Genomic DNA, 23,418 nt, shown 5'->3' on the forward strand with positions numbered 1-23,418 from the left:
TACATTTGTTAAACAAATGAAAAAAACAATAGCAATAATAGGATCAGGCTTCTCTGCTTTAGCCGCTTCATGTTACTTGGCACAACAAGGAAACAAAGTGACTCTTTATGAAAAAAACGAATCTATTGGCGGCAGGGCAAGACAATTCAAAAAAGACGGTTTCACATTTGATATGGGACCAAGCTGGTACTGGATGCCAGATGTCTTTGAACGTTTTTTTCAGGATTTCAATAAAAAAACTACCGATTATTACGAGCTTATAAAACTAAATCCTGCTTACAGGGTATATTTTGGAGTTGATGATTTCATCAGCATCTATGACAATCTCGAAGAAATAAAAACCACTTTTGAAAGTATCGAAAAAGGAAGTGGCCACGAACTCGAAACTTTCATCAAGCAGGCTAAAAGCAATTATGACATTGCAATTAAAGATTTGGTGTATCGTCCCGGAGTTTCTCCTCTGGAATTAATTACCGTGGAAACTACTTTAAAACTCAATCAGTTTTTTAGCACCGTAAGTACTGATATTCGTAAGAAATTTAAAAACGAACGACTAATTCAGATTTTGGAGTTTCCCGTTTTATTTCTGGGTGCGAAACCTACCAAAACACCATCATTCTATAACTTTATGAATTATGCTGATTTTGGCTTAGGAACCTGGCACCCCAAAACCGGAATGTTCGACGTTGTTCGCGGTATCGAAAAACTAGCACTGGAACTTGGAGTCACAATAGAAACCAATGCTGCTATCGAAAAAATAATAGTCGAAAACAAAACTGCAACCGCAATTGTCATTAACGGAAAAACAATACAAGCCGATATCATTTTAAGCGGAGCAGATTATCATCATACCGAAACTTTATTAGATATCGAGCATCGCGCCTATTCAGAGAAATATTGGGAAAGCAGAGTTTTCGCTCCATCATCGCTTTTGTTTTTTGTGGGTTTTGATAAAAAAATAGAAAACATTTCGCATCACGCTTTATTTTTTGATGTTGATTTTAATCAGCATGCAGCTGATATTTACGATGAACCAAAATGGCCGGATGCCCCTTTATTCTATGCCAATTTTCCATCAAAAACAGATCAGACTGCAGCACCGGAAGGAATGGAAAGCGGATTTTTCCTCATTCCGTTAGCACCGGGAATAAATGATAGTGAAGCACTTAGAGAAGAATATTTCGAAAAAATCATCACTCGTTTTGAGCAACTTACCAAACAAGAAATTAAAAATAATATTATCTTTAAGAGATCATTTTGCAAGAATGACTTCGTAACCGATTATAACGCTTACAAAGGAAACGCTTACGGAATGGCCAATACCTTATTGCAAACGGCTTTTTTAAGACCAAAACTAAAAAGTAAAAAAGTCAGGAATTTATATTTTACAGGACAGTTAACCGTTCCTGGCCCAGGTGTTCCGCCTGCTTTAATTTCAGGAAAACTAGTAGCCGAGTTAATTCAAAAATCTTTTAGATCTTAAAAAATGAAATCACTATTCGACACCGTTTCTTTCAAATGTAGCAAATTGGTCACCCAAAACTACAGTACATCCTTTTCGTTAGCGGTAAAAATGCTATCACCAAGCATTCGTGAAGCGATTTACAGCATCTACGGATTCGTTCGTTTTGCTGACGAAATTGTCGATTCATTTCATGAGTACGACAAAGAAAATCTTATCAATGATTTCGAAAAAGAATATTACAAAGCCGTTGAGTTTGGCATTAGCTTAAACCCTATTCTCAACTCTTTTCAGCATACCGTAAAAGAATACAATATTACAGATGATTTGGTTCAGGCTTTCCTTAAAAGCATGAAATTAGACCTCATAAAATCAACCTACAATTCACAAACCGAATACGAAGACTATATTTACGGTTCAGCCGATGTTGTGGGTTTAATGTGCCTAAAAGTTTTTGTAAAAGGAAATGAACAAAAATACGAGCAGCTAAAAAACGAAGCCATGAGTTTGGGATCGGCATTTCAGAAAGTGAATTTCCTGAGAGATCTTAAAGATGATAATTTGGTTTTAAACCGAAATTATTTTCCCGGAGTCGATTTAAATTCTTTCGATGAAAATGCCAAAACCACGATCATCAACGAAATCGAAGAAGATTTCAGAATTGCTTATCAGGGAATTGTAAAATTACCTATCGAAGCTCAATTTGGCGTTTATACAGCTTACATCTATTACAAAAAGTTACTAAAAAAACTAAAAAACACACCGTATTACGAAATTGGAAGCTCAAGAATCAGAGTTTCAAATTATACAAAGGCTGGACTTTTAGCGCAATCTTTTGTAACTTACAAGTTGAAGTTGGTTTAATCTTCGTTTTCCCCGCAATGTTGTCATTGCGAGGAAAGAAGCAACCACATTTGCTAAATCAAACTTTACATCTTATAACAGTGAGGTTGCTTCTTTCCTCGCAATGACAAGATTGGCAAAAATTAATTATTATAATAATTCAAAACATAAAAAATGATTTCTTTTTTAATCTTTTTAGGCGTTTTTCTCTTCATGGAATGTGTTACCTGGCTCACGCACAAGTACATCATGCACGGGCTTATGTGGTATTTTCACGAAGATCATCACCAACCCAAATACCCGGATACTTTTGAGCGCAACGATATTTTCTTTGTCATTTTCGCCATTCCCAGTATTGTGCTTTTTTATTTTGGCGTTCAGGGCGGATTCAATTATTTGTTTTTCATCGCTTGCGGCGTCACGACTTACGGCGCTTGCTATTTTTTAATTCACGATGTTCTAATTCATCAGCGTTTTAAATGGTTTAAAAACACCAAGAACAAATACCTGATTGGTTTACGAAAAGCGCATAAAATACACCACAAACACTTAGGAAAAGAACACGGAGAATGTTTCGGAATGTTATTCGTTCCTTTCAAATATTATAAAATGTAGCATAATTTGGGCGTTACCCGCAGAAAAAGCGGGTCGGGTCTTCCGTTCCCGCTTTTTTGTATCAGGCAAAAAAAGCCTGACACAAAAAGAGCTCCACTACAACCCCTAACGCAAACGTATCTCAAGAACCATTCGTAATAATCGATTTTATGAAAGTATATAAACTAGAAACCGTACAACACTTAAACGCCAGTATCGAAAAATGTTGGGACTTTTTCTCGAGTCCACAAAACCTTCAAACGATAACACCTGACGATATGAGTTTCGTAATTGAAGATTTCGATGGCAAACGTATGTATTCTGGGCAAGTGATTACCTATACTTTAAAACCACTTTTGGGCATCAAAATAAACTGGATGACCATCATAACAGTTTCATCAGAAAACCAATATTTTGTAGACGAACAGCGTTTTGGTCCGTACGCATTATGGCATCACAAACACTTTTTTGAACCCACAGAAACCGGCACCAAAATGACCGATGTGGTACATTATGCCCTACCATTTGGTTTCTTGGGTCAACTCGCCAATACAATAATGGTCAGGAACAAACTGAAATCCATTTTTGAATATCGCCACAAAAAAATCGAGGAACTATTCAATTCAAAATAATTTTACGTCACAGATTAATTTTAACGCAGATCTACACAGATTTACTAAATTAAAATCAAAAATAAATCTGCTTAAATCTGGGTAGATCTGCGTGAAACCAAAATCCTTCATAATCTGTGGCAAAAGAAATATACTATAATGACTAAACAAAAAGCAACCTTTTTCTGGTTTCGACGTGATTTACGTGTCGATGATAATATCGGGTTATTCAATGCCCTGCAATCTGATTTTCCCGTAATTCCGTTATTTATTTTTGACGAAGATATCTTAGAGAATCTCCCTAAAGATGATGCGCGCGTTAGTTTTATTTACGATTCACTCGAAGCTATAAACAAACAACTTCAGGCAATTGATTCCTCCATCTTAATCAAAAAAGGGAAGACTTTCGACGTTTGGAAATCGCTTGTAGAAGAGTTTGACATTCAGAAAATCTTCTTTAATAAAGATTACGAACCTTACGCTATAAAACGTGATCTGGCTATTTCGGCTTTATTAAAAGAAAATAACATAGAAGCTTTTTCATTCAAAGATCACGTGATTTTCGAAGAAAAAGAAATCACCAAAGCTGATGGACTTCCGTACACGATTTATACACCTTATAAAAATAAATGGCTGGAGAAATATCATCTTTCGGGACAAGCTTTTGAATATGATACAAAACCTTTATTCAGTAATTTTGCTAAAAACAATTTCAAGTTTCCTGAATTATCCCAAATTGGTTTTGAAAGAAGCAGCATAAAAGTATTGCCGCACAACTTAACTCAAATAGGTAATTATAAAGAAATAAGAGATTTTCCGGCTTTGGATGGTACATCTTATCTTTCGCCACATTTACGTTTTGGGACTGTTAGTATTCGCAAATTAGTGAATTGGGCGAACAAGAAAAACCAGACTTTTTTAAGCGAATTAATTTGGAGAGAATTCTTTATCCAGATTCTGTTTAACTTCCCGAATTGCGTGAATCACAATTTCAAGTCGGCTTATGATGGCATTCAATGGCGCAATAATGAAGACGATTTTAAACGTTGGTGTTCCGGAACTACAGGTTACCCAATGGTCGATGCAGGAATGCGTCAGCTTAACGAAACCGGCTATATGCACAATCGTGTTCGTATGGTTGTCGCCAGTTTCTTATGCAAACATTTATTGATCAACTGGCAATGGGGCGAAGCGTATTTTGCCGAGAAATTACTGGATTTCGAGTTGGCATCAAATGTAGGCAACTGGCAATGGGCAGCAGGAACAGGTTGCGATGCTGCACCCTACTTCAGGGTTTTTAATCCGGAAATTCAACTAAAGAAATTCGACGAAAAAGGAATCTACATTCGTAAATGGATTCCTGAATTTGATTTAGGATATAATGAACCAATGGTCGATCACGCTTTTGCAAGGGATCGCGCGATTGCGACTTATAAGGCAGGGATATTGAAATAAAATTCCAAAAATTTAAATCCCAAATTCCAATGTTTTTTGAAACGTTTAACCACAATCTTGTCATCCTGAAAAACGAAGGATCACATTAGAAATTCCGTTCCTAAAAGTAAACCCGACAGGTTTTAAAAACCTGTCGGGTTTGTTATTTCAATAAAGAAAAATTTATACCGCTCAATCTTTGACGAGTTACGAGTGTGATCCTTCCTTCGTCAGGATGACAAAATTGTAATATTAATGGATAAAACTTCTAATAAAAACTGCATCCCTAGCCCTGATAGAAGCGGTATCCTTTTGTGGCGGGGTTCGCCACAAAAGATATAGCGGATAGCAGGAAACAGCTCCTAAAACTACTTAATGAGTTTATTAAGCATTCCGTTGAAAATAAAACCATGAAAAGGTAAAACAGAATACCAATATAGTTTTCCTAAAATACCTTTGGGTTTGAAGGTTGCAGCCTGATATAAAGTATTATGAATGATTTTGAATTCGAGCCAGGCTTCCCCGGGCAATTTCATTTCGGCATATAAGATCAGTTTTCCTTCTTGTTTATTGGCGTATAAAACGCGCCAAAAATCTAAAGCATCGCCGGAATGAATGTCGTGTTTATTGGTTCGGCCACGGCGCAAACCTACGCCGCCAAAAAGCTTATCGATAAAGCCTCGTAAACTCCAGAGCCAATCGCCGTAATACCAACCTGTCTCACCTCCTATTGACCAGATTCTATCTATGGTATAATCGCGATTTTCGATTTCTTTTTTTCTTCGGTCGATGTAGCAATCTTTTTTAGGAACTTTTAGATGTGCCGAGATATTGCGGTTAAAACGTCCGCTTACAAGGGAATCTTTCCAGCTTGAAGCCACTTTATCTTCTTCGACTTTGAGTAAAGCTCTCGAAAGCGCTTGTTTATACGTCATGGGCTTCACTTGCAAAAGCTCATTAATGCGATGATCGTTGCAAATAACCTCGACTTTCATACTGCTTACCAAAGCCGATGCCAGTTTATATGAGGTTGAGGTAACAAAATACAGCCAGTATGATGACAATTTAGGTGTCATTACGGGAATAGTAAAAATGTACCGTTTGAGATTTTTTGCTTCGGCGAAAGCCAATAGCATTTCTTTGTAGGTGAGTATATCCGGACCTCCAATATCAAAACTCTGATTATAAGTAACTGGATTTAAAAGTGATTTGGAGAGAAACTCTAAAACGTCGTTTATCGCAATGGGCTGGCATTTTGTATTGAGCCATTTGGGCGTAATCATCACCGGAAGTTTGTTGACCAAATCGCGGATAATTTCGAAAGAAGCACTGCCCGATCCTACTATAATTCCGGCTCTTAAAGTGGTTAACGGTACTATTGATTTCGCTAAAATACTTTCGACATTTTTGCGGGACGACAAATGTTTAGAAAGTGACTTGTCATTTACAATTCCGCTTAAGTAGAGGATTTGTTGCGCCTGAGTCTGATTTATTCTTTCGGTAAAATTAGTTGCCGAAATACTTTCTAACTCATCATAATTGGTATCAGAACCTGACATGGAATGAATGAGGTAAAAAGCGGCATCAATATCGGCAGGAATTGCTGTCAGCGTTTCTTTTTCTAGAAAATCGACTTCAATGACTTGTACTTTTTGCAGAAAATCTGTGGGTATGTAAAACCTGTTTTTATCTCTTACACAGCAAATTACCTGATGTCCTTGCGCTACTAAAATAGGCAAAAGACGTTTACCAATGTAACCTGTTGCACCTGTCAGGAGAATTTTCATAGTGTTTAGATTTTAAAAGTCACTAATCCATAATCCATTTCGAAAATTTGACCTGAAATAGAATTCGCTTTTTCAGAAATCAGGAAATCAACCATTTGGGCAACTTCATGAGGTTTTAAATAACTTTTTAGAGGATGGCGATCGATCATGTTTTCTTTCATGCGATCGTTTCGCAAGATCGAAGCCGAAAGTGAAGTATCTGTAATAGTAGGCGCAATGGCATTGACACGAACTACTGAAGCCAATTCGGCCCCAAGTGATTTTGTCAATCCTTCGACACCTGCTTTTGCAGTTGCAATACTGGCATGAAAAGGCATTCCTAATTTTACGGCAACGGTACTGAATAAAACGATCGAAGGTTCATCACCTTTTTTTAAAACAGGCAAATATTTCTGAATAACTTTTACAGCGCCAATGACATTGATTTCGAAATCTTTTCTAAAATCATCAACACTTAAATTCGAGATAGGCTTTAGCGTAATAGAACCGGGACAATAAACTAAAGAATCTATTTCGTCTAGATCAGGAAGTTCATCCTGCAATACATCTAAACCAAAATGAGTAAGATTCGGATGTGTAAGTTCCGGCGCGCTCCTGCTGATATTATACACCCGATTGGTTTCGAGCTGTTGCAATAAAACAGCACTTCCGATTCCTTTACTTCCTCCGACAATTAGAATATTTCTCATTTATTTAAGTTTAATTTTATTATCGGAGTACTGTTTTTACCTCCTAATATTTTATATAATTCGAAACGACAATCTTCGCTTTCAAATCAAACATTAAATTGTACAAACCAAAGAAAGTACGGTTCATATAAATGAAATGTTTAGATCCACGATTTCCATTCATTTTTTTGAGATTGGTATCGTTAGAGAAACGTTCGCCTAATTTGGCAATGCTGTCAAAAAAAGTTTCATCGGCAAAATCGAAAGTTTCATTTTGGAATGGTTTCGTGAAAAGGGATAACAAATCATGAAACATCTCGGTAAAATACTCGATTTCTGCGGGAGTATCATCTGGTCGAAGAATTTCTAATTCGAACAATTTTTGATTGAAAAGCGCTTTATCTGTAATTACGTTTTTATTGATTAACTCAAAATACGGCACATAAAATTCTTCGGGAATTATTTTCATACATCCAAAATCAAGCGCAATCAAACGGTTTTGATCATCGACCAAAAAGTTTCCGGGGTGCGGATCGGCGTGTACTTTTCGTAGTACATGAATTTGGTACATATAAAAATCCCAAAGTGCCTGACCTAGTTTATCGCCAACTTCTTTGTCTGTATTTATGGCGGTAAATTCAGAAAGATGAATTCCTGTCATCCAGTCCATCGTGATAATTTTTTCTGATGAAAACTCAGGATAATATCTTGGGAAAAGTAAATTCTCGATTTTATTGCACGCTTCTACTACTTCTTCGCTTTGTTTTAATTCGAGTAAGTAATTGGTTTCTTCGATGAGTTTATCTTCGACTTCTTTAAAATATTTATCAGAATCTTTTCCCTGAAGGTTAAACATTCTGATCGCTATTGGTTTTACCAAAGCCAAATCAGATGAAATACTATTGGCAACACCGGGATACTGAATTTTAACGGCTAACTTTTTACCGTCTTTTACCGCCAAATGTACCTGACCTATACTTGCCGCATTGACAGAATTGGCATTGAATTCGTCGAAGATTTCGTAAGGTGTTTTTCCGAAATTATTTTTAAAGGTTTTTAAAACCAATGGCGCAGAAAGCGGTGGAACAGAAAATTGCGACAACGAAAATTTCTCGACATAGGCCTGAGGTAAAAAGTTCTTGTCCATGCTTAGCATTTGGGCCACTTTTAGCGCGCTTCCTTTCAGGCTTTTTAGTCCGTCGTAAATATCTTCGGCGTTATTTTCGTTGAGTTTATCGCGTGTCAAATCTGGATTCACCATTTTTTCGGCATAATGCTTTACATAGTTTACGCCTATTTTCGCACCGGTTTGCACCAATTTACTGGCTCTTTCTATTTTTGACGTTGGTATATAATCGATTGTTTTCATTGTTTGCTGTAGATTTTTTCTTTAAAAAGAAATTTACCTAAATCTATCAAGTGATTTAGTGGCGCAACATTCATTAATTCAAATGAAGCATTTACTGATTTTTCGATAAAAATATCTGTTTTTTCAAAAGCTGCTGAATCATCGTCAACCCAGAATTTTATGGTAAGCATTAATTGCAACCAGGCCGATTCCTGAATTCCTTTTTCCTGAAACTTTTGCAACTTTTCCTGTTCTAATCTGTAATCGTCGGTTAGGATTTCTGAAACATATTCTTTAAAACTATTGCGAAGCGTAGTAAGCTGCACTAAGTTTTTTAACGGATTTCGGTCGAATTTTAAGGATTGTAAAACATAACTTCTGTTGGCAGTAAGAATTTCAAAAAAAGTGAAATAAAAACTCAACATTTTGTTTTTCATATCGTATTCCAGATAATCTGCGTTTTTATGCAGCAAATCGACTGTATTGGCAAAAAACAATCTGAAAATTTCTTTTTCCAGTCCTTCTAGTGTTCCAAAAAAGGCATAAAATTCGGCTTCGGTAAAATCATTTTCTTTGGCGAAATGATAAACTGATTTTGGCTTTTGTCCTTTTTCCAGAACTTCTTCCATATATATTGAAACGATGTCTTCTTTACTGATAGTCTTCTTTTTAGCTTCCATCTTATTAAATTTTTTAATTTGCCTTAAAGGTAATCAATGTTTAAGTATCTTTACTTATCGTTAAACAGAATACGCTGTTAAATAAATTATAAACTATTATGGCAAAAAATATTTTACTTACCGGAGGAACTGGATTTATAGGCAAACACTTAACCGATTTACTTATTGATAATGGTTTCGAAGTCTCTATTTTAAGCCGTTCAGATAGAAAAAACACTTCATCGATCACCTATTACAAATGGGATTTGACCCGCAATTATATTGATGAAGAAGCGATAGTAAAAGCAGATTACATTATTCATTTGTCAGGAGAAGGAATTGTTGAAAAACGATGGACTGAAAAACGTAAAAAAGACATACTCGAAAGCCGCACACAGCCTATCGATCTTATATTTTCTGTTTTAGAAAAAAAGAATAAAAAGCTAGATGCATTTGTTTCTGCATCGGCAATTGGAATTTATGGCGCTTATACTAACGATAATATATGTACCGAAGATACTCCGCCGGCAAATGACTTTCTAGGCATTACTTGCCAGGAATGGGAAAAAGCGGTCGATAAAATAAATTCGTTAGGTATTCGAACCGTAAAAATTAGAACGGGAATTGTATTGGGCAAAGACGAAGGTTTCTTAAAAAAAATAGCTCCGAGTTTTAAAGCTGGTTTTGGTGCCATTTTAGGTACAGGAAAACAATATGTTCCGTGGATTCATATCGAGGATTTATGCAATATTTATTTGAAAGCAATTGCAGACGAGCAAATGCATGGTCCTTATAATTCCTGCGTTACAGACAATACCACAAACGAGAGTTTATCTAAAACACTGGCCAATTTATTTGGGTACAAAATCTGGCTTCCAAAAGCACCTGCATTTGTCCTGAAAATAGTTTTAGGCGAAATGAGTGTGGCGGTTTTAGAAGGCCAAAGGGTTTCATCTGAAAAAATAAAAAAGATGGGATTTGATTTTCAATTTACTGATTTAGAAACTGCACTTGCAAGCTGTCTGAATTAAATTTTATTTTAAAGTAAGATACATCGAATCATTGGTTTTAACCACTCCAATTAATCCGGTGTTGGCCGTTTTCGAAATTTTAGCAGCAATTTCATTCGGAATCTGAATATTAAAATCAGAAACAGAAATAGGAAAATCAGACACAATCTGAATTCCGTCGCCTACTTTTTTGATTAAAGCATTTACTATAACATCTTTCGATTTTCCCCGCAAAACCAATTTTCCTTTTATTTGATATTCCTTTTCAATTTCATTGATATCTTTTAAGTCAAACTTTTCGATTTTTCCTTTAAAAACAGCTTTAGGATAACGGCGGCTTTGCATGTAATTTTCGTTAAAATGTTCCTGCATCATATCTAACTTAAAACGAAAATCTCTAACAATCACAGTACAAATAAATGTACTTGTTTTAGGCTCCAGAACAATGGCAACCTGTCTGTTTACAGCTTTTACTTCTTCGAAGAAAGGTACAGAAGCTTCAAAATTTATAGTTCCTGTGTTGGTAAAAAATTTATCCTGTGCGATAACAGAATAGGCTGTAAATAGCAAAATAAAAAAAGTAGTTTTTTTCATAATCGTCAATAATTAAACAATTATGTCATTCGATTTTTTTTATTTTAAGAAGAGAAAAAAACTGGACTTAATATAAGTTTTTAAAAATTGAATGGCAGTACTCCGTGAAAACGTGATAACCAAATGTTTATACTTAAAGTTACGAAATTTTCACGGACACGGTTGCCGATTTTTGCCAAATATTTGTGAAATATTTTTTGTTTGTAAAATGTGAAATGGAGTTGGTAAAAAAATGTTTTTTTGTTTGTCGAATATTGTCCTTACTTGCAATGTCATTAAGTTAATTTTACCGCAAAGTTCACAAAGAATTACGCAAAGTTCGCAAAGTTTTGTGAATTACGCTTTGCTCTAAGATCACAAAGGGATTGGCATAACTTAATGACATTGCCCTATGTGACATACTCTGTGTTCTACAATTTTATTCTACCAATATATATTCTCTACGAGATATTCCGTTAGGAATTAAATATTCGTAGAAAAAAAATAATTTCGTTTTCAATAATAACAAAATTTCTACCCCTGCACTTCTGTACAAATCTCAATTAAAAAACCATCAAGATCACGCACATACGCTACAATTTGTCCCCAAGGTTTTTGCGTTGGTTCTTTTATTAAAACCGCACCAAAAGAAGTTGCTTTTTGTACCAACTCGCCAACATTATCGGTAATAAATCCTAACTCAATTGCAAAAGGTTTATCGTCAGAATTACTTTCGATAAAACCATCTTTTAAATTTTGAGCGGCTAATTTTTTTGATGCAAATGAAATCGTTGTTTCGCCCGTTATTAATTCTCCGTAATCATTTTCGGGAGTTACAAATTTTCTTGAAAAACCAAATGCGTTTTCATAAAATGCAATCGAATTTTGAACATCTTCTACATATAATATTGTGTATCCAAACTTTACCATATTCTTTATTTTTAAATGGAGAGCATTATTCTAGCTAATTTCTAATAATACATTGTATTTTGCTAAACCTGCGAGATCTTCTATAGAACTTACATTGGTTACTTTTTCATGTTCTTCTACCTCTTTTCGAAGTTCGATATGTTTAATTGCTTTTCTAAAACGACGCACTTCGTCAAGATTCGACAAGATTAATCCCGGTACAGGAACACTTTTACCATCTTTATCTTTAGCAACCATTGTAAAATAAGAGGAGTTACAATGTTTGATTGCTCCTGTCTGAATATTTTCGGCTTCGACACGAATACCTACAACCATTGAACTTCGACCTACATAATTTACAGAAGCTTTCATCGTCACCAGCTCGCCCACTTCAATTGGTTTTAAAAAATTCACCGTATCAACAGAAGCCGTTACACAATAATTTCCTGAAAACTTTGAGGCAGAAGCAAATGCAATCTGATCCAGTAATTGCAAAATGTAACCTCCGTGAATTTTTCCGCTAAAATTGGTATGCGACGGAAGCATTAATTCTGAAATACTGATTTTTGATGAAGATACCGGCTTAAAGTCTGTTGTCATATTTATTTATATTTAAATGGGGAATTTTCTTTGAATAGCGGTGATAAAAAAATGGGAATCTCCCCACCAGCTAAACGTTCTATAGCGTTCTACGTAAGTCAATTTTACATATTGTCCTTGTAGATTATTCAATTGATCTATTACTTCTTTATCACTGTCTAAAACCGAAAAGCTAAAAATTTGCGATCCTGAAACGCCCTGACTCAATTCGCCTTCCCAGGTTTTCATTACTACTCCTTTATGGCTCATCCTGATCAATTCGCCTGAACGGTATCCTTCGCTGTACGGAACATAATAAATAAAGGCAAAATAAGCTGTAAAAGCCAATACACAAATTGCTGCGATAATGATTAGAATTCTTTTCATAAAATCTTAGTTTAAAGATTGATTTTCGTCTGTGTTTGCAGCTCTGGCAACTATATTTTCCGGCAGTGACTTTTTGGCCTTTGCTCCCATTTTCTTTAATTTTTCGACACTCGAAATTAAATTTCCTCTACCATCAACCAATTTGCTCATCGCATTTTCGTATTCGGTTTTAGTATCTTTAATTTTGTTTCCAATTCTCACTAAATCCCCCACAAAACCTTCAAATTTATCGTATAATGCTCCGGCTTGTCTGGCAATTTCAAAAGCATTTTCCTGTTGTTTCTGATTGGCCCACATGCTGTCGATAGTTCTTAAAGTGGCAAGCAAAGTACTTGGGGTTACAATTACAATATTACGATCGAATGCTTTGTTATAAAGTGCCGAATCTTCGTTTAATGCAATCGCAAAAGCCGGTTCTATTGGGATAAATAATAAAACAAAATCAGGACTTTCTATTTGGTACAAATCATGGTAATTTTTATTACCCAATTGTTCTACATGTCTTCTTATAGAATTTACGTGTTCTTTTAGAAAATCGATTTTCAGGATTTCTGATTCTTCGTTGATCCATCTTTCATAGGCTACCAAAGAAACTTTAGAGTCAACAATCATTTTTTTACCATCAGGCAAATTGATCACAACATCAGGAAACACGCGATTTCCTTCGTTATTGGTAAAACTTTGCTGTACTTCGTATTCGCGTCCTTTTTCTAAACCTGATTTTTCTAAAACACGTTCCAGAACCAGTTCGCCCCAATTTCCCTGCATTTTACTATCTCCTTTAAGGGCTTTGGTAAGGTTTAAGGTTTCTTTGCTCATTTGAGCGTTCATCTCACTTAAACCGACAATTTGTTGACGCAGCGCCGCATGATAATCGATACTTTCTTTGTGGGTTTGTTCCACTTTTTGCTCGAAACCCTGAATTTTATCCTGCAAAGGCAACAGAATATTTTTCATGTTTTCGCTATTTTGTTCGGTAAATTTTGCCGATTTTTCTTCAAGGATTTTATTGGCCAGGTTTTCAAATTCTTTGGTAAATTTTTCCTGCAATTCCGTTATCTCGTTTTTTTGTTCTTTATGGCGTTCCCACAAATTTTCGAAATCTACTTCTTTCTTAGAAAGCTGAATCGCTAAACTGTCTTTTTCTGTTCGAATGTTTTCCTTTTCGGCAGCAACCAACTGAATCTGTTTTTCAAAATTATTTCTTTCTCTTTCAAATTGTTCTTTTTGCAATTGCAATTGATTTATAGCAGCACTTAATCGCTCTTCGAGACTGATTTTCTCTGATTGAAATCGAGCCGAAAACAACAACTTACCCACAAATACGCCTAAAAACAAAGCGACAACAAAAGCGACTAAAGAGGGAAGAAAATCGAACATAACTTAATTTATTTTTAAAAAAGTAAAAGTAATCAATAATACGAAGTGCTTAATTTTTAAAATCGAAATTTCACATTTTAATGCCCAGTCTGAATTAAAAAAACATTTAGAAAATTATTCACATTAAAAAAAAACTTTTATTCAACGCAACCATTTCAAAACAAGTACATCTACAGTATATATAACCTATTAAAAATTTATCATGAAAAAATTAATGTTAAGCTTGTTTATAGCTTTTGGATTTGGTGCTTGCTCTCTTAATAATGACGATATAAAGGTTGATTGCGGGGCTAGCGAAGACAAAACTTTCACAGGATTCCCACTTTTATGCTCATACAATGTCAATACTTTACCTGTTAATCCAACTGCAGTTTTAATAGGTAGCGAAGAAAGAATGAAAGCATATTTTACTAAGCGTGAAAATTCTTGTCCAAATAGTACAGATACTCCTCCTGATTTTACTAAAGAGATTGTGGTAGGTCTTTTTTCAGGTTTAAAAACGACAACTGGATATTCTATTAAAATAACATCTATAGTAGAAAACAAGTGCGAGATTTTAATTAACTATTACGAAAAAGCACCTCAACCGGATGAAAATATTACTTCGGCACCAAACTATCCGTCAGATTTTATTATAATCCCAAGAACTTCAAAAATCATTCTTTTCAATAAAAGCACTGAAAACTTAAACAATATTGTAATAGGAAGCTTTAATAAACAATGTACAGGAGCTGATTGTCAAAAATTCTATCAACTAAATGATTTTAATATTTTAAAATTCCAAAATGTTGTTGCCGGTGGTTATGACTTTAGCCAATACAGATATACTGCTACAACTAAAAAAGGAGATTATACTCTTTTCTTAAAAGATGTGCCAGCTGAAATTTTAGCTTTAAAAGGACAAACTAAAACTTATGGTACTCCGGATGCACCGGATCATGGTGGTGTATATTTTGAACTTCGTCAAGGCGCTGCAATTACTAAAATTTTTATTGACAATACCGATACTGCTGACCAAAGTGCAGAGGTAATAGCTTTCAAAAAAGCAATTCAGGCTAAAATCACTGCTCTAAAATAATTTAGTCATGAAAAAGCAATTCTTATTACTTATTATAGTGTGTTGCCTTTTTTCAACGGCTCATTCACTAGAATCGACAAAAATGAACTCCGGATCTATTGTGAATACCTGGATCTGGCAAAAATCGATTGGCGGAAGCAGCAACCCATACACGGCGACTCCTAAAACGATCGGATTTACAAAGAAGGTCATTTTTACTTCTGATGGAAGAGTGATCACTTATAAAAACAATGTAGAAATTAGAAATAGTGCTTATCAAATAGAAAAAGGCAATAGCTTTTTTGACCAGTCAGAAAATGACTTAATTACTTTTGAAGGGAAGACTTATATTATAGAAAGTCTTGACAATCAAAATTTAACGATTGTCAGCAATAACCAGGATGCAGCCCGTACTATTTTTAAAAGGTAGTTTTATAAGCTTATAAAAACTATTTTTGCAAAACCAAACAATACCACATTTTTTGAAAGACGATTTAGAAAAATACATTCTACTGTGCATAAAAAATGACAGAGAGGGACAACTGAAAATTTATCAGTTGTTCTCTCCTGTTTTATATGGCATTTGTTTAAAGTATATGAAAAACGAAGATGATGCAAAAGATGTTTTTCAGGAAGCTTTTGTAATTGTATTTCAAAAAATAAGTCAATATAAATTTGAAGGGAGTTTTGAAGGCTGGCTAAAACGCATCTTCATTAACAAACTAATTGAAACCTTAAATAAAAAGAAAAAAGAAAGCTTCTTTTTGGATGTTTTTGATCCTGATACGGATTTTGTGGAGGAAGAAGAATTAGACATTGCTCCTATTGAACAAGAAAAACTATTAGAGTATATCCGGGATTTACCTGATCAATACCGAACGGTTTTTAACTTATATGTTTTTGAAAAAATGAAACATCGGGAAATTGCAGAATTATTGAAAATTTCGGAAGGAACGTCAAAATCAAATTTAAACAGGGCCAAGCACATTTTGCAAAAAAGAATACTGAGCATAAAAAATTTTAAAATAGCATGAAAAAGCAAAATATAGAAGATATTTTTTCATCAATGGAAGACTTTTCGAGTGTTCCGCCTCCTGAATTATGGGGTGAAATTGAGAAGAAATTAGACAAACCAAAAAAGAAGAAAAGGGTTATTCTTTGGTGGTCGGCTGCGGCATGCTTATTATTAGGCTTGCTACTCCCTTCTGTTTTACATTTTAATTCGATTTCAGGAATTAAAACGATACAAATCGATACTCAGCAAAATAATAGCGTTGTTCTTGATGAGAAAAAAAATGACACAAATACAAACAGAACAATCTCTACTGAGGAAAACAAATCAGGAAAAGCTGTTACCGAAAAAGAATCTGATATTATTAATGACGTTTCATCTATAAAAAACAAGGCGAATCAACCTGAAAATTTTCAAAAAAATCAAAATCAAAAAACAGCGGTTGCTCATACAGAATCTAAAAAGAATAATGGTGGGGATTTAAATTCAAATACTGAAAAACCAAATAATAATAATAATAATAATAATAATAATAAGGCTGTAGCCGAAAAAACTTTTGTTACGGATCACAAAAACGGATTTAATTCAGATTCGCAGCACCAAGTGGCGAATGTTGATAAAAATGTTTCAAATCAGGCAATACAAGAAAAAAATACTGTTTCAGGAAAAGCAGGGTTATTTAATCCAAATTCGAAAATTCTGCCTTTAACAGATAAGCAATTTTCGAACAAAACTTTGGCCGAAAAAGCTTTGGCTACAAGTAAGACAAATGGATTTAATTCGGTTTCTAAAAATCAGATTGCCAATGCAGACAAAAAAGCCAGCAATCAGATCTTAGCCGAAAAAACATTTTCTGCCGGTAAAGTCAATCCGTTTAATCCGAGTTCGAAAAATCAACTATCAAAATCATTTTTTGAAGATCAATCAACTTCAAAAACCAACAATAATATTGCTTTTGCCAACGCAAACTCAAATGTAACTGGTCATCAAAAAACTACAGCAGACAATAACGCGAAGCAAAACAGCACCAACTTATTCTCTGAAAAACAACTGGCAACCAATCAAAAAACCAGTTCGAAATTTAATGACGTACTAAGCAAAAAAGATTCTGTACAACTGGCAGAGCTTCAAAATTTAGAAAAAGGTATAACGCCGGAGGAGAAAAAAGAAAACAAAGATAAAAACAAACTTAATCCTAACGATGAAAAATGGGCCGTTGAAGTTTTTGCCGGAGTTGCAAGTTCTGAAAATTACAAGAACGAAAAAACCCTGGGCAATACAAATGATTCCAAACAAAGTAACAGTTACGGAGTAAAAACCAAATACAAAATCAATAAGAAATGGGCGGTGGCTTCCGGTTTAAAGGTTAACGAATTAGGACAGAGTGTTGCAAACGTTTCGTACATAAGTGCAAACAATAATGCTTTTTTTAGCTCTAATGACTATTTTAATCAAACTGCTTCGGCGGCTTTATCAGCACCTCTTACGGCCAATAATGATTACTTATTTGTTCCTAATTCGACTAGTGATGCATTCAAGCAAAATAACATCGAAAATAACAGTCTTAAAAATGGTAATCTGGATCAAAATTTACGATATCTAGAAATGCCTTTAGAAGTTTCGTATGTTGTTTTTAATCTGAACAGAGCAAGTGTCAATTTAAACACCGGTGGTTTTGTGGGGAAACTGATTTCTAATAATGTGGCATTAGATGGTAATTCGATTGGTCAGAACGTAAATGCAAATGATTTTGTTTATGGTTCTACATTAAGTAGTACACTACAATATCGTGTTTATAAGAAAACAAACATTTTTGTCGAGCCTGCAATGAACTATTATATAAATCCGTTAAGTAATCAATCTTTTAATCAGTTTCAATGGGGATTAAATTTTGGGTTGAATGTTTCTTTTTAAAGTTCTTTTTGTGGTAATTTTACCCGAATAACCCAATAGAAACTTCGCCTAAAATGACAATCAAAAACAATTGGAATGATCTAAAATCAGTACCTAAAGATCTTATTCTTGCAAAAGAACTGGTTTATGATTGTTGCGATTTTGAAATTACAATACCTCAACCTGAAAATGAGAGTGCTGATTATGACGCCTATCGTTTTTATTTAAACCAAAAGAACATTTGTTACCGGACGGCAAAAATTACCCCAACAAAAACAGGACAATTTGTAACCTTGTGGAAACGGAATAATAGCGGAATTATCGAGCCTTTTGATACTGCAGACTTAATTGATTTTGTAATTATTAGTGTTCGAAAGGATGATTTATACGGACAATTTATTTTTCCGAAAAGTATTTTATTAGCAAAAGGAATCTTTTCGACAGTAACTAAAGAAGGCAAAAGAGCTACAAGGGTTTATCCGCCCTGGGATGAAACCACTAGCAAACAAGCACAAAAAACACAGCAATGGCAGATGGATTTTTTTTATACAATTTCTCCTGACACCGACTTAAATAAATTCAGAGGATTATTCTAAAAAAAAGAGGCATTCACTGTTGTTGTGAATGCCTCTTTTATAATTTAAATTACTCTTATTTTTTTATAACCTTACCTTTGTAAACAACTTTATTGTTCTCTGTTAAGGTATAGAAATAAATTCCGGATTGTAAATAACTTACCGGAATAGCGGTTGTACTCAAATCTTGTGTTGCATTTATTTCTACCGAATTTCCTATTAAATGACCTGAAATATCGTAAAATTTTAATTTTAGTTTCTTGGTATCATTTGTTTTCACTTCAACATTTACAATATCTGTCGCAGGATTTGGGTATGCTTTTACCAGATATCCGTTTTTCAGTTCATAATCAATTGTAGACAAGTTTCCTGTTAATTGAAAACGAGCTATTACTGGTCCGTGATCTGAGGTTGTTGTGGTATAATTTGCAATATCCGTACGTGGATCATAAACTGCAATTGAATTTTGAATATACTGATCATTCAATTCATTAGAAATCGTGATATGGTCTAAAAACCCTCCCGAACTCAGGAAACTATAAGCACCTGCCTTACTAATTTCTAAAGTAAGTGCAGTATAATTTGCGGTATCATCTACAAACATCTTATACGACGAAGGATTTGGAGTAATAACTGATGCTTTGACATCATCATTATAGTCTCCTAAAATAATTAAATTAGAATTTGCATAATATTGATCTAAACTATCTTTTAAGACCTGAGAATCATATTTACGCTGGTTGTATTTGCTAATATCAGTTCCGCTATTGGCACGTGCATGAAGATCGACCAAATTAAGCAGTTTTTTTGTTCCGCCAATATTTGTTTCTATTTGTACCATATAAGGTAAACGTCCCGATGAAAAGAAACTTGAACCACTACCTCCCGGATAATTTGCTAAACTTTTTGTACCTGCACGAACTTCATCATACAAATCTTTGAACATTACTTTTGTAGCTTTGATAGTAGCAGTTTGTGTATTATAAAGAACTACTAATTTTTGCGGAGGAAAACTAGGATCTGCAGTTGAATCCCATGAATAGGACCAGGATGTCGAAATTGTTTTATCGAAGGTCTTACCATTTATATTTATTTTTTGAATTAAAGCATCAATTTGAGCATCACTGGAAACTTCCTGAACCACATAGACATCAGCATTTAATTTATTCATGACTTTTGCCACGTTTTCAAGTTGTATCGTTTTGTCTGCGGGCCCATAAGCCGCCGTTGGGGCTCCAAAAAATTCTAAATTATAAGTAACCACATCAAAAGTATCTTCTTGTGGTAATGAAGATCCTGTCAAAAACCCAATTTTCTTGTTTAAAGAAGTTCCCGTTACTGTTAAGGCTCCAGAAATTGCAAATGTTTTTACAGAAGGTACAAATCTTGCATAAATTGTTTTGGTTGCTAATGCATCTGCCGAAGTAACAAAAACACTAGATTGAAACGAAACATTATCCAAAGATAATTGATAATCTGCCGGCGCTGTTACCGTGATATCGCCATAATTTTCAGCCTTAAGAGTAAATGACTGAGTGGCAGAAGTATTCCCCTGATTTACTACTCCAAAATTTAAATTAGGATTCGAATCAACATAACCTATTTCATTGGTAATGGCAAAATCATCTATAGACCATTCTGCTGCATTATTTGTTCCTCCGGCTGTTGTTACATAAACCCACGCCAAATACGTGTTGTTGGTTTTATAAGCATCTAATTTGATGTATTGAGATTGAAAATACGATCCTGTTGTTGTTGGAAACTTACCATCTAATTCTGTCCAGGTAGCTGTTTCAGGATTGCTTTTACCGTCGTAATTAGTAGAAACCATCAATTTTAAATCGCTTCCTGCGTAGAACTTGCGGGAATAAAACGAAAGCAAAGCCATTTTATCAAATTTGGATGCATTGTCTAAACGTAATCTTGGCGAAATCAACCAGTCTTTGCTGGCTCCTGTATCAGAATATCCGTTCATCAACACTGCACCGGTTCCTGAGTTTACGTTTCTTGCTACTGTTGTTGTACTCCATTTATTTAATGGTCCTGCTACATCATATTGTGTCCAGGTACCATTTGTAAGGACATTTGAGCTGTTAAAACCTTCCACATACGGATTAGTTCCTATTCCTGTAAGCGTAACTATTTTTGTTGCACCTCCGGTAATTTCATGTGTAATTTGTCCTGAAAAACTTTCAGCCGCAGTTGGAGTAAATCGAACATATACAGTTGGCGTGGCATTAGAAGCAAAATCTGTTGCAGCATATAGTATCGATGTGGCAAAATTGTTTCCGTCTTTCGAAACTGTAAAATTTCCTGTAGCACTTACCGTAACGCCTGTTGAAATATTTTCTCCCTGAATCTGGTAACTTAAATTATCTGAATTATAATCTTGTTCTACTAATCCAAGGTCAAGAGAAGCAACTGTTGTTGCCAAAGATGGTACTAATACACTTGCAGTAGTCACATCTGTTTTAGTTACATTTTCCTGAATATTATTGAAGGGATCTTCAGAAACAGAAAAAACAGAATAGGCAGTATTTAAACTTAATCCTGTAAAACTTTTTACATATTCCAGAGAAGCATTTGTAATGTCAAGAAATCCAGATTGCAATGCTGCAATTCCGTTTGAATCCTGACCTGCTTTTACTTGAGCAATTGTTGGAGCTGTACTTCCGCCTGGTAGTAAAACATAATAAGTCTTACCTATTTCGTCGATTTTATTTACAAAATCAAATCCTTGTCCCAAAATAGCAGCTGCTTTAGGGTAGCCTGTTTCATTAATAGGAGCAGTATCATCTCTTCCAACTATTATATTATCAATTGCAAAAGAAGGACGTGAACCCCCTCCTGATTCCTGTCTTGAAATCCATCTTATTTGAACTAATGGTTTATTTTCGCACTCAACAGGTAATATAATTTTTTTTGTTTCCAGTTTTTGATCTTTTACACCACTTAACTGATTTTCGGTATTATTTCTATAAGCTGTTGCATCTAGCGTAACAAAAGGAGTGTTATCTCCAATTCTATATTGCAAAACCATTTCATTAATCCTGCTATTAGTCGTTTTTGGAGGAATATCATAAGGATTTCTAATCGTCATTGCATCATACTGAACCGGTATGGCAGTTTTACCAATAGTTGAAAAAGCAAAACCAAGTGTAAGATTGAGGGTACCTGTATTTAGAAAACCAATTTTACCATCATAGTTATAAAAACTACCAGCAGTATTCGCAGCATCTTTACCAGCTATTATGGTTCCGTTTGCTGTTAGAGTCGCATCAGTAACATATGAGGTTTGACCTGAAGTATTACCACCCGCAACCCATCCCTGAAAACCAGGCAAAAAGCTTGTACCATCTATTGGCCAGGTACTAAAATCTTGTTTATAAGGCAATTTTAGAATTGGGTCAGGCATTAGAATCTGTGCAAGCAGATTTCCTGAACAGCAACAACAAAAAATTAAAAGTGCCATGAAGTGGCGTACAGAGTAGATTTTTTTCATACGTTGAATAATAGAGTTTTAGAAATCAAATTTATATCCTTTAAAGTTAACAGAATATTGTTAAACCTTAAACTTATTGTATCCAATTTTATAAACATATACTAATTAAATTCATCTTTAAATCAAATTAGTTAAACATTTACTACACAAATACTGACATTACAAAATTATATGTTATTGAAAGAATTTACTTTAAACAATTATTTTAACAAGACAAAGCCTTCTTTTTAACTATTGTTCAAATAAAAAAGCTACCTCAAACTGAGATAGCTTTTCGTAATATTATATTGAAAGAAGTATTAAATTGCTGTATATCCACCATCGGCAATGATGTAACTTCCGGTTGTGAAAGAAGATTTTTCTGAACTTAGAAATACCACTAACTCTGCAATTTCTTCTGATGTACCTAAGCGGTTCATTGGGGCTTTTGCTGCTATGGCAGTCATCATGTCTTTATTTAAATTGTCCTTTAGCAGAGCCGTTTCGATATAACCCGGTCCAACTGCATTACAACGAATGTTTTTTTGTGCATATTCAGCCGCAATATTTTTTGTTAACCCCACAACACCATGTTTAGATGCTGTATAAGCCGGACTTAACGGAGCTGCAACTTGCCCGTGAATAGACGCAATATTTACAATACTTCCGCCGTCGTTTTTTTCCATTTGTTCTAACTGGTAACGACAGGCGTAAAAAACTCCGCTTAGATTCAGCGCAATTACTTTATCCCAGGCTTCTGGTTCGTATTCTCCTGTTGGTTTTGCCGGGCCTCCCATTCCTGCATTGTTGCATGCAATATCAAGTCGGCCATATTTAGAAACCGCTACTTCAACCATGTGTTTATTGTCGCTTGCACTTGATGAATCTCCTTTTACAAAAAAAGCTTCTCCACCTTTGTCCTTTATAAATTTTACGGTTTCTTCACCATGCTCTACGTTAATATCTGAAAGTACTACTTTTGCTCCTTCTCGAGCGTAAGCTTCTGCCACTGCTCGTCCAATTCCTGAACCTCCACCGGATACAAAAGCTACTTTGTTTTCTAAAAGTGCCATTTTTAATTTATTTAAAATTTGTACTACAATTTACAAAGATCCAAGAGGACAACCAATCTCAAAACCAAGTTTAAAATAACATT

The 23,418-nt window shown here is 34.7% G+C and carries 22 protein-coding genes; 11 read left to right on the plus strand and 11 right to left on the minus strand.

The genetic code is table 11. The features are described from left to right. The first annotated feature begins 16 nt into the window (after positions 1-16). The 5 genes from ACIDC4_RS10335 to ACIDC4_RS10355 all read left to right on the plus strand — a co-directional run bounded on the left by ACIDC4_RS10335 (position 17) and on the right by ACIDC4_RS10355 (position 4,965). Positions 17-1,483 carry a phytoene desaturase family protein gene (locus tag ACIDC4_RS10335; RefSeq protein ID WP_412044467.1) on the plus strand — a complete coding sequence of 489 codons (1,467 nt, stop codon included), beginning with the start codon at positions 17-19 and terminating at the stop codon, positions 1,481-1,483. A 3-nt stretch (positions 1,484-1,486) separates the two neighbouring features. Next, positions 1,487-2,326, plus strand: coding sequence for a phytoene/squalene synthase family protein (locus tag ACIDC4_RS10340; protein ID WP_078005799.1), 840 nt, complete (start codon positions 1,487-1,489; stop codon positions 2,324-2,326). Between the two features lie 153 nt (positions 2,327-2,479). Continuing rightward, complete coding sequence (locus ACIDC4_RS10345) at positions 2,480-2,920, plus strand: sterol desaturase family protein (RefSeq protein WP_412044466.1); 441 nt, start codon at positions 2,480-2,482, stop codon at positions 2,918-2,920. A 149-nt stretch (positions 2,921-3,069) separates the two neighbouring features. Beyond that, complete coding sequence (locus tag ACIDC4_RS10350) at positions 3,070-3,531, plus strand: SRPBCC family protein (protein WP_412044465.1); 462 nt, start codon at positions 3,070-3,072, stop codon at positions 3,529-3,531. A gap of 138 nt (positions 3,532-3,669) precedes the next feature. Next, a complete protein-coding gene (locus tag ACIDC4_RS10355) occupies positions 3,670-4,965 on the plus strand; it encodes a cryptochrome/photolyase family protein (RefSeq protein WP_412044464.1) in 1,296 nt (431 codons plus the stop codon). A 347-nt stretch (positions 4,966-5,312) separates the two neighbouring features. Here the strand turns inward: ACIDC4_RS10355 and ACIDC4_RS10360 are convergent, their stop codons facing one another. From ACIDC4_RS10360 to ACIDC4_RS10375, 4 genes are read right to left on the minus strand one after another with little or no spacing between them, the layout of a single operon-like run. Continuing rightward, entirely contained in the window at positions 5,313-6,731 is a 1,419-nt protein-coding gene (locus tag ACIDC4_RS10360; protein WP_412044463.1) for an SDR family oxidoreductase, read from the minus strand. A gap of 5 nt (positions 6,732-6,736) precedes the next feature. After that, entirely contained in the window at positions 6,737-7,420 is a 684-nt protein-coding gene (locus ACIDC4_RS10365) for an SDR family NAD(P)-dependent oxidoreductase (RefSeq protein WP_412044462.1), read from the minus strand. Positions 7,421-7,463: 43 nt separating this feature from the next. Next, positions 7,464-8,768 (minus strand): ABC1 kinase family protein, encoded by a 1,305-nt coding sequence (locus tag ACIDC4_RS10370; protein WP_412044461.1) that lies wholly within the window; start codon positions 8,766-8,768, stop codon positions 7,464-7,466. Beyond that, entirely contained in the window at positions 8,765-9,427 is a 663-nt protein-coding gene (locus tag ACIDC4_RS10375; RefSeq protein ID WP_412044460.1) for a TetR family transcriptional regulator C-terminal domain-containing protein, read from the minus strand. Before ACIDC4_RS10375 ends, ACIDC4_RS10370 begins: the two co-directional genes overlap by 4 nt. A gap of 98 nt (positions 9,428-9,525) precedes the next feature. On the opposite strand from ACIDC4_RS10375, the gene ACIDC4_RS10380 reads away from it, so the two are divergent. Beyond that, positions 9,526-10,437, plus strand: a complete 912-nt coding sequence (locus tag ACIDC4_RS10380; protein WP_412044459.1) for a TIGR01777 family oxidoreductase — start codon at positions 9,526-9,528, stop codon at positions 10,435-10,437. A 3-nt stretch (positions 10,438-10,440) separates the two neighbouring features. Here ACIDC4_RS10380 and ACIDC4_RS10385 read toward each other — a convergent pair whose 3' ends face one another. The 5 genes from ACIDC4_RS10385 to ACIDC4_RS10405 all read right to left on the minus strand — a co-directional run bounded on the left by ACIDC4_RS10385 (position 10,441) and on the right by ACIDC4_RS10405 (position 14,244). Then, on the minus strand, positions 10,441-11,010 hold the full coding sequence (locus ACIDC4_RS10385) for a YceI family protein (protein ID WP_412044458.1): 570 nt from the start codon (positions 11,008-11,010) through the stop codon (positions 10,441-10,443). A gap of 513 nt (positions 11,011-11,523) precedes the next feature. Beyond that, positions 11,524-11,919, minus strand: a complete 396-nt coding sequence (locus tag ACIDC4_RS10390; RefSeq protein ID WP_412044457.1) for a VOC family protein — start codon at positions 11,917-11,919, stop codon at positions 11,524-11,526. 30 nt (positions 11,920-11,949) lie between these two features. Next, positions 11,950-12,498, minus strand: coding sequence for an acyl-CoA thioesterase (locus tag ACIDC4_RS10395; protein ID WP_194616748.1), 549 nt, complete (start codon positions 12,496-12,498; stop codon positions 11,950-11,952). 12 nt (positions 12,499-12,510) lie between these two features. Next, entirely contained in the window at positions 12,511-12,864 is a 354-nt protein-coding gene (locus ACIDC4_RS10400) for a 6-phosphogluconate dehydrogenase (protein WP_412044456.1), read from the minus strand. A gap of 6 nt (positions 12,865-12,870) precedes the next feature. Further along, a complete protein-coding gene (locus tag ACIDC4_RS10405; RefSeq protein WP_412044455.1) occupies positions 12,871-14,244 on the minus strand; it encodes a DNA recombination protein RmuC in 1,374 nt (457 codons plus the stop codon). Positions 14,245-14,446: 202 nt separating this feature from the next. On the opposite strand from ACIDC4_RS10405, the gene ACIDC4_RS10410 reads away from it, so the two are divergent. From ACIDC4_RS10410 to ACIDC4_RS10430, 5 genes are all read left to right on the plus strand, one after another. After that, positions 14,447-15,322 (plus strand): protease complex subunit PrcB family protein, encoded by an 876-nt coding sequence (locus ACIDC4_RS10410; RefSeq protein WP_412044454.1) that lies wholly within the window; start codon positions 14,447-14,449, stop codon positions 15,320-15,322. Between the two features lie 7 nt (positions 15,323-15,329). Then, positions 15,330-15,731, plus strand: coding sequence for a hypothetical protein (locus tag ACIDC4_RS10415; protein ID WP_412044453.1), 402 nt, complete (start codon positions 15,330-15,332; stop codon positions 15,729-15,731). 127 nt (positions 15,732-15,858) lie between these two features. Next, entirely contained in the window at positions 15,859-16,335 is a 477-nt protein-coding gene (locus tag ACIDC4_RS10420; RefSeq protein WP_488381142.1) for an RNA polymerase sigma factor, read from the plus strand. Continuing rightward, entirely contained in the window at positions 16,332-18,227 is a 1,896-nt protein-coding gene (locus ACIDC4_RS10425) for a hypothetical protein (protein WP_412044452.1), read from the plus strand. The genes ACIDC4_RS10420 and ACIDC4_RS10425 overlap by 4 nt, the downstream gene beginning before the upstream one ends. A gap of 53 nt (positions 18,228-18,280) precedes the next feature. Then, entirely contained in the window at positions 18,281-18,802 is a 522-nt protein-coding gene (locus ACIDC4_RS10430; protein WP_412044451.1) for a MepB family protein, read from the plus strand. Between the two features lie 55 nt (positions 18,803-18,857). Here ACIDC4_RS10430 and ACIDC4_RS10435 read toward each other — a convergent pair whose 3' ends face one another. Continuing rightward, positions 18,858-22,283, minus strand: coding sequence for a choice-of-anchor J domain-containing protein (locus ACIDC4_RS10435; RefSeq protein WP_412044450.1), 3,426 nt, complete (start codon positions 22,281-22,283; stop codon positions 18,858-18,860). A 299-nt stretch (positions 22,284-22,582) separates the two neighbouring features. Continuing rightward, positions 22,583-23,335 carry an SDR family NAD(P)-dependent oxidoreductase gene (locus tag ACIDC4_RS10440; RefSeq protein ID WP_412044449.1) on the minus strand — a complete coding sequence of 251 codons (753 nt, stop codon included), beginning with the start codon at positions 23,333-23,335 and terminating at the stop codon, positions 22,583-22,585. Positions 23,336-23,418: the final 83 nt, after the last annotated feature.

Source organism: Flavobacterium sp. C3NV, assembly GCF_046825355.2.
Taxonomy (GTDB): Bacteria; Bacteroidota; Bacteroidia; order Flavobacteriales; family Flavobacteriaceae; genus Flavobacterium.